This window comes from Bacillus sp. 22475 (assembly GCF_052044835.1).
Classification (GTDB): domain Bacteria; phylum Bacillota; class Bacilli; order Bacillales; family Bacillaceae_G; genus Bacillus_A; species Bacillus_A cereus.
In genome coordinates this window covers 181,175-195,351 of record NZ_JBQENW010000008.1, presented here as the reverse complement: position 1 = coordinate 195,351, position 14,177 = coordinate 181,175, and the positions used below count along the sequence as shown (strand labels likewise).

The window sequence follows — 14,177 nt, the reverse complement described above, 5'->3', positions numbered from 1 at the left end:
TTTTACACCCTCTTCTTTGTTAATTTAAGTAATACTTTGCTTAAGCTTTCTTCCGTAAGATCCTCTGCATCAGCAAAATCTGATACCGTAAAAGCAGACTCTGTTGTTGGTTTATTTATAAGTTGACGGAGATGCCTTAACATACCATCTGCTATTACTTGAATTTTTAATTTAGAAAACTGTTCCCTACTATACATCCAAATAAAATGTAACTTTTCATCTTTCACCATTCCGATAACTTCAATTAGATGAGATGGTTTGGAATCTGGAGCATGATCTAAAAATGTAAATCCTGTCTCTTGCATAAACAAAGAGTCCCTTGAAAACACCTGATCAAATTGGCCCAAATAGTTAAAGCTTATTGAAGGCTTTTGCTGATAAAACGGAAGTAATCCTTTATTCAAGTAACGTAAAATACCATAGTCAACTCCGCGATTTGGAATTCGACGTAATTGTTCTTTGACAGCCTTTAACCCTTCAATAGGTGTCTGAGTTCCTTGAAAATTGAGATGAACGGGATAAATACTCGTGAACCAGCCCACTGTCCTTGATAAATCAATGCCTTCAATCATCTCTTCTCTTCCGTGTCCTTCTAGATGAATAGAAACGGTTTGCTGATTTATACAATCAACGATAGCTTGTCCTAATGCCGTTAATAGTACCTCATCAATCCTTGTCTTATGAGTGACTAGAACTTCGTGTAACAATGTTTGTGTTTCTTCTATTCCTAAAGTCCTCGTCACTTGATCAATCGATTCTTCTGTTGTTTCTTGTATTGGATAGTCCATTGGAATTTTCATCGTTTCTTTTTCTACTTGTTCATTCCAATAATTTTGTACTTCTTTTGAAATACCCGAATCACTGTATGTCTGGAGTCGTTCAGACCACTCTTTAAAAGATGTACTTTTCGCAGGTAAGCGAACTTCTTGACCTTGTTTCATCTGGTTATATACCACCTGTAAATCTTCCAATAGAATCCTCCATGACACTCCATCTACTACTAAATGATGAATCACCCAGAATATTCGATCATTTCCAGTCAAGTTATCTTCAAAGTACACTACTCTCATTAACGGACCAGTAACTAAATTGAAACTAGCTTGATTAATGTTCATCTCTTCTTGTATTATTTTATTCCACTCTTTTTCATTAACTTGATTACGTTTTACAACATGGAGTACTGACAGCTCATCAGTTCCTTCATTTCTCTGCCTCCATGTTCCGTTTGGTAACTGCTCGTACCGAAAACGTAAAGCATCATGATGTTTGATTAAATTTAATATTGCTCCCTCTAGTAACTTCACATCCAATCTCTCTTTTACTCTTAAAAGCATTGATTGATTCCAATGCTCTGGATGTGGATGTTCTTGCTCGAAGAACCAGTACTGAATTGGAGTAAGGAGCACATCTCCTGTCACAATCCCCTGCTCCGCTTGTACTCCCTGCGTTTCTATAGCCACTTGTGCCAGCTCGGCAATAGTTGGGCATTCAAACATTTGCTTTGGAGTAAGTTTTAACCCTACTTGACTTGCTTGAGATATGATTTGAATACTGAGAATCGAGTCGCCACCAATTTCAAAGAAATTATCATAGATTCCCACCTTTTTAATACCTAATACTTGCTTCCAAATAGTAGCCAGTATCTGTTCATTACTATTCCGAGGGCCAATACATTCACTATTAATCTGCTTTTCCTCTGGCATAGGTAAGGCCTCACGATCAACTTTGCCGTTAGCTGTAAGTGGAATAGCTTCCATCGTCACATATCCCGAAGGTACCATATAGCTCGGTAGTTTCGCTTTAAGATACTCTCTCCACGCACCTACATTTCCATCTCCTACAACATAAGCTACTAATCGTTTATCACCCGGTTGATCCTCTCTTACAATTACAACTGCCTCTTTTATAGATGCATATGCATTTAAAGTAGACTCAATCTCCCCAATCTCAATTCGGAAACCACGTATTTTAACCTGATGATCAATTCTTCCACGATAATCCAGATTCCCATCTGGCAAATACCTCGCTAAGTCTCCTGTCCGGTATAATCTTGATTTCGGATCACTACTAAATGGATGAGATATAAAGCGCTCTGCTGTTAATTCAGGTCTATTTAAATACCCACGTGCAAGCCCTGCCCCGCCAATATAAAGCTCACCATCTACACCTATAGGAACAGGTTGTTGATAAGCATCTAATATATACACTTCTAAATCTGGAATCCGTTTTCCGATATTACTTCTCGAAGCATGATGCACATCATCTAGAGTAATTGGATAATACGTAACATGAACTGTAGTTTCTGTAATTCCATACATGTTAATTAGCTGTGGTTCTTTATCCCCATATCTTTGAAACCACGGTAACAAGCTAATGGGTTCTAACGCTTCTCCGCCAAATATCACATAACGCAGCTGCAAGTTTTTATTCTTATCTTCGTGTTCACACACTCGTATTAATTGTCGAAATGCGGAAGGTGTCTGATTTAGAACTGTGACTTCTTCCTCCACCAATAATTGATAAAAGTCTTTTGGCGATCGACTACTCCAGTACGGAACAACAACTAATTTTCCACCATATAATAATGCTCCCCAAATTTCCCATACTGAGAAATCAAATGCATAAGAATGAAAAAGCGTCCAAGTATCTTTTTCATTAAATTGATACCAACAATCCGTCGATTTAAATAACCGAATGACATTGTGATGCTCTATCATAACGCCCTTTGGATTCCCTGTTGATCCCGAAGTATAGATTACGTAAGCTAGATTTTGGGAATTCACATTAGAAACCGGCAAAGTCTTACTTTCTTTCCCCATCTCTTCTTGATCACGATCCAGGCAAATCGATTCAACATTTTCTGGTAACCATTTCAATTCTTTTAAACTTTCTTGCGTTACGAATAACTGAATGCTTGCATCCTCTAAAATATATTGAAGTCGCTGCTCTGGATATGTTGGATCAAGTGGAACATAAGCCCCACCAGCCTTCAAAATCCCTAAAATACCTACAATCATTTCGAGAGAACGTTCAACACACAGTCCAACTAAAGTATCAGGTCCTATTCCCTTTTTCTGCAGATAATGAGCTAACTGATTTGCACGTTCATTAAGCTCCTTATAAGTAACTTTTTCTTTTTCATACGTAACTGCAATAGCGTTTGGATAAATCATTGCTTGTCGTTCGAACAATTCATGAAGAGTTTCCCGAGGTGGGAAATCCAGCTTAGGATTGTTGAACTCAGCTAAACTTTTTCTTTTATCTTCATCAGAAATAATTTCGATTTCAGCTACCTTCTGCTTTGGGTTTTCAAAAGTGTTTTCCATTATCGCTAACATAACGTTAAAAAAGCGTTTTATCTCTTCCTTAGAAAATAGCTCCTCACGATAATCAATATGTACATGTAAAGAGTCTATATCAATTAGATTTTCAATATGCACTGCAAAATCTTGTACTTCTTCACGGTTTGGAATCCATAGTGAGTCACCACTTTCATCACGATCCCTATAATCAATCGTAGTTCCGAAAAGTCTCACATTACTGTTATTCTCTTTATTAATCTGCTTTAATAACAAATCAAATGGATATTTCTGGTGTCTTAATGATTTACTTTGTTTTCTGGACACTCTACTAATAAATGAAAGTACTTCTTCTTCTGGATCAATATCCATTCTTAAAGGAACTGTACTCACCATCATTCCAATCAATTTTCGTTCCATTTTAGTCATACGGTTGCCGTAAGCCATTCCTAAACCAATATCAAGCGATGAGGTCCACCGATACATGGACAACGAGAAAGCAGCAACAAAAAGAGTATATAAACTAATTTTGTAATCTTCAGAAAATTTCTCTATCTTTCTCTTCAAATGTTCCGTTAATATAAACGTCTCACGTGATGCTTTGGTACTAACTTGGTACGTATTATAAGGCTTCAATCCAGTCACAGATGGCAGTGTTTTAAATTCCTCTAACCAAAATTTTTGATCTTTTTGAAAGCGACTACTATTCAAGTATGTTTGTTCGTTGGTCAGAAATTGAACATATGAATTTTTAATTTCGCCTTCCTCATTCTCGTTATGCATGTCATAATAATATTTTGCAATCTGCTCAGTAAATATTTGAATTGATAAACCATCCATAATAATATGATGAACATTTCCAAAGACTGCACATTCATTATCGTTTAATTTTATTAAAGCGAAATTGTATAAATTTGAATTAAATAATGTAAACGTTTCTTTTGTTTTCTGCTCAATCCATTCCTCAAGCAAATTTGTATTCTCCACATTACTGAAATCAAAAAACTCAAATTCTTGTTCTTCATGTTTAGTAAAATATTGTTTCGGTTCCTGATGCCCATTTTCTTTTAACCTAATGCACAGACCGTCATTTTCACTGATAACGCGATTCACAACTTGGTTTAATTTTGAATAATTCATTTTTCGATGAAGTTTAAATAAAAATCTTAAATTACATATTCCTTTATCAGAATGAACGACTTCTGTATACCATATTCTTCGCTGCGGATGGCTTAGTGGATAGCATTCCTCATTGGTCATAAAAATCTTCCCTTCAAAAATTATTTGCTCTTATAGGTTCGTGTTTATGTTTAGCCCATAAATATTTCTGCAGTGAAACTCCAATTACTCCAATAATAACAAGCCCAATCCCTCCATAAACATAGAGTTGAGTTACTCCAAACAAATGCACTAATGGACCACTCATAGCAGGAGAAATAATTAGAACTGCGTTTGTTAAACTGCTTTGTATACCAAATACTCTTCCTACTTGATCTTGATTGGATTCTATTTGTAAAATGACTTGATTAGATACAAGCATCAGCCCACTTCCGATACCAGCGATAAAACTAATTAAATAGGCTAAAACGAAGACCGTACCGGGCGTTATCAAACCAATCCCCCCAAAACCAATTCCCATTAAAACCATACCTCCACATACTACCCAGCCATATTGAAATTGTTTTAATTTCTGAGTTAGTAATGCACCAAGTATTCCGCCAAGACCAATAATAGAAATGATATATCCCATTTTACTTTTATCATGTGGGAATAAGCTCTTAAATAAAGTTGGGAATTGTGAGTCTACTAATTGTAATACTGCCATGGCTATTGTAACGAAAATCATGGTTGATAATATTATCCGATTAGATAACACATAACCCCACCCTTGTACCCAAGCGGTCCAAGTACTTTGTTTTTGCTTTTCAACAAATTCTTTCGATATAGTTTCTTTAAATTTTATTGTGGGTATCAGAACTAAGGTAGCTAATAAACAACTTATAGCTCTTATAATGAGGCAGAACTCTGGTTGAAACCAGCTCAGCAACATGCCCCCTATAAGTGGGCCTACTATCTTTGTACCCTGCTCTACTATTCCGTTGATACTTACTGCTTTAGTAAGCAAGTCCGGGGATACAATCTGTCTTGTTAGTGTTTGCTGTGCAGGATAATAGAAAACAATAAAAATGGAACGAATCATTAATGCCACTAAGAGCCAGTGGATATCTTGTACAAATAAAAGAGCAATTGTTATTAGACCAACCATTAGATTACAGAACATCATAATTGGAATTTTTCTAAAACGATCCGCAATAACACCTGCCCATGAGCCAAAAATAATTCCAGGAAGTGCATATGCAACAGGGATCAATCCAATCATAGTAGGATCTACTTCCCATTCAAACCCAACTATAGTCATAATCGCTAACATATCAATAAAAACACCAAGCATAAGCAATGAATAGGCAGAGAAAACTTGTAAATAAACCCTATTTCCTAATAGGCCTTTTGAATCGGTAGTTTTCATAAAAGCAAGCTCCTTAAGTTACTAATATAAACGCTTTTGCGTATAAGGTACCCCTTTATTAAACTTAATTAATCATTATAAATATTTCAGCTAGAATTTAACCTTGTTAAAATCTAGACTAACCTCAAGGTTTTGTATTTTTAAAATAGTCAGATAAATTCAAGTGCACCTGTTTCTTCATTTTTATATCAACTGTTACAAAATAGACCTTTACCTTGCACTAATAACAGCTAAACGTTGCCTTAATATAACTCTTTACAGTCGTTTACACATTCAATTCACATCCTTTTTAAAGTTGGCTTTTTTCTATCTCAAATACTATCACACAAATATTTCACCTACTATATTCATAAAGTTGAAATATTTGAATCAGAAAATTCGGATAAAAAACTAAATCCACAAATCATATCAAACAAGTATTTAGTTATATTGTCATTTTATAGATGGCTTTAGCCATAAGGATATCAAGAATTAAGTTTTTTAATTTTATTAACATAATAGTTTATAGAGACTATAAATCCTACTAAATAAAAAGGTACATATACATTAAAGTATATGTACCTTTCCCTATCCTACATATTTTCTATTCAAATTAATTCCAATAACTAAAGTTGATAATAAAAATATAATACTAACAATTACTAATGCACTCATAACAAGAATTGAATAATATAGCATTAATACTTCTGCACCTACTATCTATTTTATTTATTGGATATTTATACTTCAAAAAAATTACACATTATTCACAATTAGGATACATACCCAAAATATGATTTGAATATGTTATTATATTTTAATATAATATCAGTTTTTCTATAAGAGAACTTAATTTTTATGTAGTACGAAATTGTTAGTAATACAGTATATATTTTAATTTAGTTATAAAAACGTTTAAAGACCACCTATTTCCATAAGTGATCTTTCTTTGTGATTCTACATTTATGAACTACTGTAGAAATATATCGTAGATACGCTTTGTTTGCTAAATGTTTAGTTCTTTCCATTTACTAAAAAACATAGCTTCATACACTTAATATCATATTCGTTAAATTGCAAACTATTATTTTGTCTTCTGTACAGGCAAACTACTAAAAATTAATTCAGCAACTTTTACATATCCTTTTGAGTTTGGATGAATTAAATCCTTAGACCAAAGCGTATTTTCATTAACTAAATGATGATTCCAAAAATCAACATGATGAAACTTATACTCTCTGCTCAATGAACGTATAACTTCATTTGCCTCTAATAATTGTTCTTTTATTACTTGTTTTTTTTCAGAAGCAAGAGGAAGCCTAACTGTAAAATCTGGAAGGTCTGCTATAATAATATCAGCCCCTGCTTTACTTAATGTATCTATCATAAATTCCATATCGTTCTTATATGCATCATGATTCCAACGTCCTTTTAAAACATCGTTTGCCCCTGCAATGAGACTAACCAAATCTGGATTAAAAGTTAACGCCTTTTCCAATTGCTGCGAGCGAATTTCTTTAGTTACTAACCCACGCTTTGCAAAATTGGCATATTCTATATCGTTTTCACACAGTTGAACAAAATGATCTACCCAGCTTTTTAATGCAATTCCCTCAACTTCATCCCCTATCCCCTCTGTAAAACTATCGCCAATTGCTACAAATCGCTTCCACATATGTATTCCCCCTTTATTATTAACCATATCTATACTATACAATAGCTCACACCGTAATTGTTATTTCTAAGTGGTTTTCGATTTCAATTATATTCCACTTTACTATATTTACATTTAGAATCTAAAATTGACCGATTCCTAAGTATACTTAGGAATCGGTCATATTCATATATTTACTAAAGAAATAAAATCTATCTAGGAATTATACTTTTTTCAAAAAATTTGTTGTTCTTTGTTTTGCCCAGTTGATACATTTCTTTTCGATTAAATGATATGAAACTATAGAAAAAAGTAGTGTCATTGCAATGCACAAAGTAAGAAGGAAAAAGATAGGTATCTTTGTATACAAAAGTTTAAATAGTACCATCATGATTGGAAAATGACATAAATAGATACTGTATGAAATTTCTCCCAAATATACAAATACACTCTTATTTAAAAATGCTTTTACTTTTAGGTTACTCATAGCCATTATAATAAATATACTAACCCCCATTACGACACCCCAATCTTTTAATAAGAAAGTTGTATCATTACGGGAAAAACCATAAATTAAAATGGAATATAAATATAGAATAACCCCTAATGCAATAAGAAATCCTTTTTTAAATTTTTTCATATTCCTATATGAGTAGCTAAGTTTTTCCTGATACTTAAAAAGTAACATTCCAACAATAAACATAGATATAAAATGCAATGTATCAGCATAACCATTATAAAATCCTTCAGCTTTCCCAATATGCAACATATTAAGAACAACACTAATTAAAGAAAAACTCAGAGCTAATAGTATCGTTTTCTTCCAATTCAGTTTATAAAAAAGGAGGAATAACAAAGGAAACACAATAGATATACGCATTTCTTGAGCCAATGACCAAATAACTGGATTATAATTTTCCGTAAAAAAGTTATTAAGAAGCACAAAGTGGTTTAGAATATCTAATTTTGTTATAGACCCTTGCCACCTATCATAGAACCAATCCCGTAGTCCTAACACTTCATACGACGAAAATAAAATAAATAAAACAAAGGTAACGATTATCCAAAAATAATAAGGAATATAGATTCTTACAAATCTCTTAATTAAATATCCCCAATAATTTGTTTTCGAATGATAAAGTGCCATAGATAACACAAAACCACTTAGTACATAAAAAACGATAACAGCTTCCCCACCCGCCCATAAAAACCTAAGCGGGGAAAATTTAATAGAATTAGGCAACGATGGTAGCATTAAACAAAAATGTCCAAATACCACAGTAAGTGCCGCTAACCCTCGTATGGAATCTAATTCTTTTATTCTCTTACTCATAAAATGTTCTCCTTGTAAATTGTAAATTTTGCTGTTCATAAAGGCCACTATAAGAATGTAGTGGGAGAATTGTACATATTGTTTCTTTAAATTCCTAATATAAGCAGTACAAAGTTAATTTGACCTCCATTTCTTTATATACATAATTTAAAACAAAATATTTAATACAAAGAAAAGATTTTATTAAATTTTTATAAAGTGACACATTTAGTTGTATCCTATAAAATTAGCTTTTTACTATATCAATCGCACTATCCCACATACCACTAAAAAAAGATCCTGTTTTACGTATAAAACGTGTAAACCAATTTGCTTGTTCCACATCAGATTTTGTTACAAGGTCTATTTGTAATGATTTACCTGATAAGAACCCAGGATCTGTATTATCTTTAGGCGAGATAATCATTTTACTAATTGTTACACCTTTTTTAATAGGCACTTCTTGTTTTTTATTCAATACTTTAAATTCTTTTTTATAAATGTCTTTATTGCCCCTCGGCATTGGAAGTGAAACAGCTTGCTTCGTTTGAACTACTACATCTTTGTCTTTTGCATTTGCTACTCGCACTGTTTCATGCCCTTTTACTACTGAATCTTTTCTGTAGACATTCTTCACTTCAAAATTCGCAAATCCATAATCGTATAATTTCTTTGTTTCATCAAAACGTGCCGTATGAGATTTTGCTTTTATCACTACAGAAATTAGGCGCATACCATTTCTTTCTACTGTACCAGTGAAACAATCTCCCGCTTCTGGAGTCGTTCCTGTTTTCAAACCATCTACACCTTCATATTGCTTAATTAAACCTTTTAACATCCAGTTAAAGTTCGCCATATCAATTGGATATTTACCACCCTCTTGGAATGTTTTTTTAGGAATTTTTGCTGTATTTAATATTTGGGGGAAATCTTGAATAAGACGTTGTGCTAAAATTGCACAATCCCTTGCAGACATTTTATTTTTCTCGTCTAGAGTTGTCCCTTCTGGATGATATCCTTTTAAATCGTGATTTGTTAAGCCTGTAGAGTTTACAAATTTATAATCTTTCATTCCAAACTCTTTCGACTTATCGTTCATCATTTTTACAAAGTTGACTTCTTTACCAGCAATCTCTTCAACTAAAGCAATTGTTGCACCGTTTGCAGAGTAAATTGCCATTGCCTCATATAACTCTTTTACCGTATAAGAGCCACCATTTTCTAATGGAACGTTTGATAATGAACGATCTTGCGAAATCTTATGTGCATATTCAGAGATTTTAACTTTTTGATCCCATTTAAGTTTTCCTTTATCCACCGCTTCATGAACTAAGTATTCGCTCATCATTTTTGTCATACTAGCAATTGCCAATGATTCATCTGCATTTTTTTCATATAAAATTTTCCCGGAATTTGCTTCTATTAAAATTGCTGATCCTGCTTCAACCTCTATAGCAGAAACTGTTTCCGCTGCTGCTCTTCCAAATGTAACGAACATGCTACAAAATAGTGTAAGCACTGTTACTATTGCAATAAATCTCTTGCAAAACATACCTTTCACTTCTGTTACCTCCAATATTTTTATACTCAAAAAAAGCGTTATTCTAACATAATCTCAAAAAAACAGACAGTGTTCTCAAATTGTATATACATATAAGACATTAGAATCGCTTTCATATAGACCATCTCATCCGACACTTTTAGGTGCCCTACTACTTTGTATTCCCACACATATCACTATTTTTAATCCCCTTATATTTTTCAAAATGATTCGCACTTTCATATTTTTTAGGATTACAATTAATAGACAATCTAAATAATACATTTGTTCCACATTTACAAAAAATAAAGTGAAACTTTAATCAGTTGGGGTCTTACTGCCCGTTAATGCTTTATTAGCTATCAAGGATTTTAATTACTCAATTCAGCTATTTGCTAGACTTATATTAGAGATGAATTTTCTTTAGTCTAAACTATTAGTTTTTTGTAATAAAAAAACTACACCCTATACTGGATGTAGTTTTTCTAACTGATTTATTTATTTTTCACTTCATTTTTATAAAAAGCAAATAATGGTTCGATGGATGGACTAGATAACAGCGGAATTGCCTTCTCAATCAATTTCCTATCCCAATCAAACCAACGCATTTCCATTAACATGTTTATTTCTGTATCAGTGAATCGTTTCTTTATTTCCTTAGCAGGATTTCCACCAACTATTGTATACGGCGGAACATCTTTACTTACGACAGATCCTGCAGCAACAATTGCCCCTTCACCAATAGTAACACCAGGCATTATTATAGCATTCATTCCAATCCAAGCATCACTTTTTATGACTGTATCACCCTTAGGTTCATATGATTGTTCAATTTGCTCAGCGAATGGATATACTGTAATCCATTCTGAGTGATGATTATGGTTACCACCCATTAAAATGACTACTCCACTTGCAATGCAAACATAATTCCCAATAATGAGTTTATCAAGATGCCATCCCATCTGTTCAATTGGATTGAAAAGTGCTTGAGACTTAGCATCCCCCCACAAATACCTTACACAGCCATCTTCAAAATTTTGATGACTATAATAGCCTGAATAATAGGAGTACTCTCCCACTTCAATGAGTGGATTTGTTACTATATCTTTTATATACTTTGTTTCTGACCAATGATTAAATAATGGATACTTCATAACTTTATTCCTCGCTTCTAAGTATTATATATTTTGCTATTTACTTAGAAGCTTACTACGACAGCAACATTTTTTAGCTTTCTCAAACGACGAATCATTATCTTCAAGCCTTTCTTTTATACTAAAAAAAGCATAACGCAATACATTACACTAGTCAAATTGTGTAATTTTGAACACATCTTAAACAGCGTAATACTGCAATAAGAACATGAAAACACTCTAAATTTGATACAAATAATATATTGATTACATTTAGTTTATATTTTGCAAAAAAATTTTAATTGCCATGACAAAGCAAACAATAACCACTATTGGTCGTATTAATGCCGTCCCTTTTGTAAGCACCATCTTCGCCCCAATATATGATCCTATAATTTGACCAAGCATCATAATCAATCCAATTGTCCAATCGATTTGGCCAAAAATAATAAAATACAACAAAGCAGCGAAATTACTTGTAAAATTCAAAATCTTAGCATTTGCAGTTGCCCGTGTAGCACTATATCCACATAAGAGAATGAATGCTAAAGCAATTAAACTACCTGTTCCTGGACCGAAGAAACCATCATAAAATCCAAGGAATGGAGCCACTGTTAACGCAAACAACAACATACTTATTTTTCTCGGTCGATCTTCGTTTGCTATATTTGGAGATAATAGAAAATAAAGACCAATAATAATAAGTAAAAAAGGTAATATCATTATTAGATATTCTGCCCGTATCTGTAAAACAAGCCATCCACCCAAAACTGATCCAAAAAAGGTCATTAAGATGGACAAACGCATATCTTTGAGATTAATTTCTTTCTTCTTAATAAAAATCATTGTTGCCATGAGGGTTCCGCTACTCCCTTGTAGTTTATTAGTTGCTATCGCTACAGAAGGAGACATACCTACTAATAACATTATCGGGATAGTTATCATACCACCGCCCCCAGCAATTGTATCTATCCATCCTGCTAATACAGCTACTAAAAATAGTAGTATAAGTAATTCAATAGTAAAATCCATACAAAGAATAGGGGCAGGCTTGAGCTATTATAACTCAAACCTCCCCATCGCCCCTCCTCTCTTTAAACTAGTTAATGATATCTGTAAAGTAACTTTCTTTCTGATCACGTAATCGGCTGGAAACGTACTGCCTGCAAACAATTCTTCTTCCGTACTTATTATCTCCAATCGGGATTTTATATTCTTCCTCAGATAACCTTTCCCTACCATGAGTTACATTTGTTTGTTTACCATAGTATGAATTTGGGATAATTAATAAATCTTCAGATGTAAGTGGAACCTTATAAGTAGGCGTTGTTCGTAAGAGTTCTAAAAACATGTCAAATTTCAATTTTTCTTCTTCACTTTCTCCCACATAAATCAATCTATTTTCTGCTCCATTCAAACAAGTTGCAATAATATCGCCATTATCATCCAAAAATATGATTTGGTTTATTTCCCCTACAAATCCAGATATTTCACCATCCGCCATTCCAGCGATATGAGCAATAGGCATTTTACTTATCGCCAATATGTCATCTTTACTGAAGTGATTTTCTTCAAGATGCTTTTGAAGTAATTTTGGCGTTCCAATATGAGTTTGAGTTTTTAAATTTAACACTCCTTTTAATAAAAGAGCATCAACTCTAGTAAATTTTCCACAAGTAATTTCAGACACTATTCGTTCTACGGATTTATTAAGTCTATTTGATACAATTTCTAAATTCGTATTGAATGTTTTCAATCTTGCTTCAATATCTGATTGGTCTTTCATATCTGTATACACTGTGGCATCGTTATGTTGATAAAAGTTTCCCCCACCGGTGCTTGCACCGACATTTCGCAAAACTTCATCGTTGTTTAAAGGTGAAATGAGGTGAAATCTATTTTTCCCTGCATGTTCGGATGGGTGAATTAAAGCATCATAATTAAAAAGTGTGGCAAAAAGCCATGTGACCCATTCTGCATAAAAATATTTTTTCATTCTATCGCGTTCGTCTTCGCCATAATTAAAACCTCTGCGATTTTCCCCAGGTAATAGTGTTTCCATAGGATCACATGGAGTATTTTTAATAAGAGTAGGTGGTACGTTCCCGCCACAATTCGCTATTTTTATCATATGTAGTAGGTTTTTCATATCTGAATTCGGATTTTTCTTTGAATAGTCAATCAAACAATTAAGCCACTCTTTTGAAAAATATGCTGCTATTTCTTGATCACAAGTATAAGGATTATGAGTTTTCAATTCATCTTCTATCAGATTCTTCATTTTATCCTTCAATACATTAGGAATGCTAATTTCTTCAATTTCTGTAATCTGCAGTATTCCTTTATTCATTATAAAACCTCCGTTGTTTTATTTTTTCACACCATATCTTCTATTAAATGAACTACCTACTTCTTTTTTGCTCCTTTGCTTTTCTTCAAAGCTATTAGAACTACCAATTTACAGATAAAAAACGTGGAGTATAAGAGATTTCTTCTTAGTCACATTTTCCCCACGAATCTCCGTTGAATTGGCAAATTTAATTTAAAAATCTGATTCATTTTCATACTTTACTTTCAAACTATGTTTATATGATTTTCTATTCAAGTAAGAGTATTTCATTTTCTAAAGTTTTTCTGAGTTTAAAATCAGAATTTTCAATATTAATATGTTGACACTAAAAATATAACACGAAACCAAAAAATGTAAATCAATAGTTTTTTTATAAAAAATAG

Annotated in this window: 8 protein-coding genes; all 8 read right to left on the bottom strand. The window is 33.0% G+C overall.

The genetic code is table 11. The features are described from left to right. Positions 1-2: 2 nt before the first annotated feature. A complete protein-coding gene (locus ACTJJY_RS15685; RefSeq protein ID WP_440605925.1) occupies positions 3-4,559 on the bottom strand; it encodes an amino acid adenylation domain-containing protein in 4,557 nt (1,518 codons plus the stop codon). Positions 4,560-4,572: 13 nt separating this feature from the next. Further along, positions 4,573-5,826 carry an MFS transporter gene (locus ACTJJY_RS15680; RefSeq protein ID WP_440605924.1) on the bottom strand — a complete coding sequence of 418 codons (1,254 nt, stop codon included), beginning with the start codon at positions 5,824-5,826 and terminating at the stop codon, positions 4,573-4,575. Positions 5,827-6,889: 1,063 nt separating this feature from the next. After that, positions 6,890-7,480 (bottom strand): SGNH/GDSL hydrolase family protein, encoded by a 591-nt coding sequence (locus ACTJJY_RS15675; RefSeq protein WP_440605923.1) that lies wholly within the window; start codon positions 7,478-7,480, stop codon positions 6,890-6,892. A 202-nt stretch (positions 7,481-7,682) separates the two neighbouring features. Further along, a complete protein-coding gene (locus tag ACTJJY_RS15670) occupies positions 7,683-8,831 on the bottom strand; it encodes an acyltransferase family protein (RefSeq protein ID WP_440605922.1) in 1,149 nt (382 codons plus the stop codon). A gap of 187 nt (positions 8,832-9,018) precedes the next feature. Next, a complete protein-coding gene (locus ACTJJY_RS15665; protein WP_440605921.1) occupies positions 9,019-10,332 on the bottom strand; it encodes a D-alanyl-D-alanine carboxypeptidase family protein in 1,314 nt (437 codons plus the stop codon). A 473-nt stretch (positions 10,333-10,805) separates the two neighbouring features. Further along, on the bottom strand, positions 10,806-11,465 hold the full coding sequence (locus ACTJJY_RS15660) for a CatB-related O-acetyltransferase (protein ID WP_000876934.1): 660 nt from the start codon (positions 11,463-11,465) through the stop codon (positions 10,806-10,808). 252 nt (positions 11,466-11,717) lie between these two features. Beyond that, positions 11,718-12,476 carry a TSUP family transporter gene (locus tag ACTJJY_RS15655; RefSeq protein WP_086404176.1) on the bottom strand — a complete coding sequence of 253 codons (759 nt, stop codon included), beginning with the start codon at positions 12,474-12,476 and terminating at the stop codon, positions 11,718-11,720. 67 nt (positions 12,477-12,543) lie between these two features. After that, a complete protein-coding gene (locus tag ACTJJY_RS15650) occupies positions 12,544-13,794 on the bottom strand; it encodes a hypothetical protein (RefSeq protein ID WP_440605920.1) in 1,251 nt (416 codons plus the stop codon). Between the last annotated feature and the right edge of the window lie 383 nt (positions 13,795-14,177).

What these genes read in the sequence shown, in the direction of transcription:
- ACTJJY_RS15685 (WP_440605925.1), bottom strand. Translation starts at nt 4,559, where the DNA reads ATGACCAATGAGGAATGCTATCCACTAAGCCATCCGCAGCGAAGAATA.
- ACTJJY_RS15680 (WP_440605924.1), bottom strand. Translation starts at nt 5,826, where the DNA reads ATGAAAACTACCGATTCAAAAGGCCTATTAGGAAATAGGGTTTATTTA.
- ACTJJY_RS15675 (WP_440605923.1), bottom strand. Translation starts at nt 7,480, where the DNA reads ATGTGGAAGCGATTTGTAGCAATTGGCGATAGTTTTACAGAGGGGATA.
- ACTJJY_RS15670 (WP_440605922.1), bottom strand. Translation starts at nt 8,831, where the DNA reads ATGAACAGCAAAATTTACAATTTACAAGGAGAACATTTTATGAGTAAG.
- ACTJJY_RS15660 (WP_000876934.1), bottom strand. Translation starts at nt 11,465, where the DNA reads ATGAAGTATCCATTATTTAATCATTGGTCAGAAACAAAGTATATAAAA.
- ACTJJY_RS15655 (WP_086404176.1), bottom strand. Translation starts at nt 12,476, where the DNA reads ATGGATTTTACTATTGAATTACTTATACTACTATTTTTAGTAGCTGTA.
- ACTJJY_RS15650 (WP_440605920.1), bottom strand. Translation starts at nt 13,794, where the DNA reads ATGAATAAAGGAATACTGCAGATTACAGAAATTGAAGAAATTAGCATT.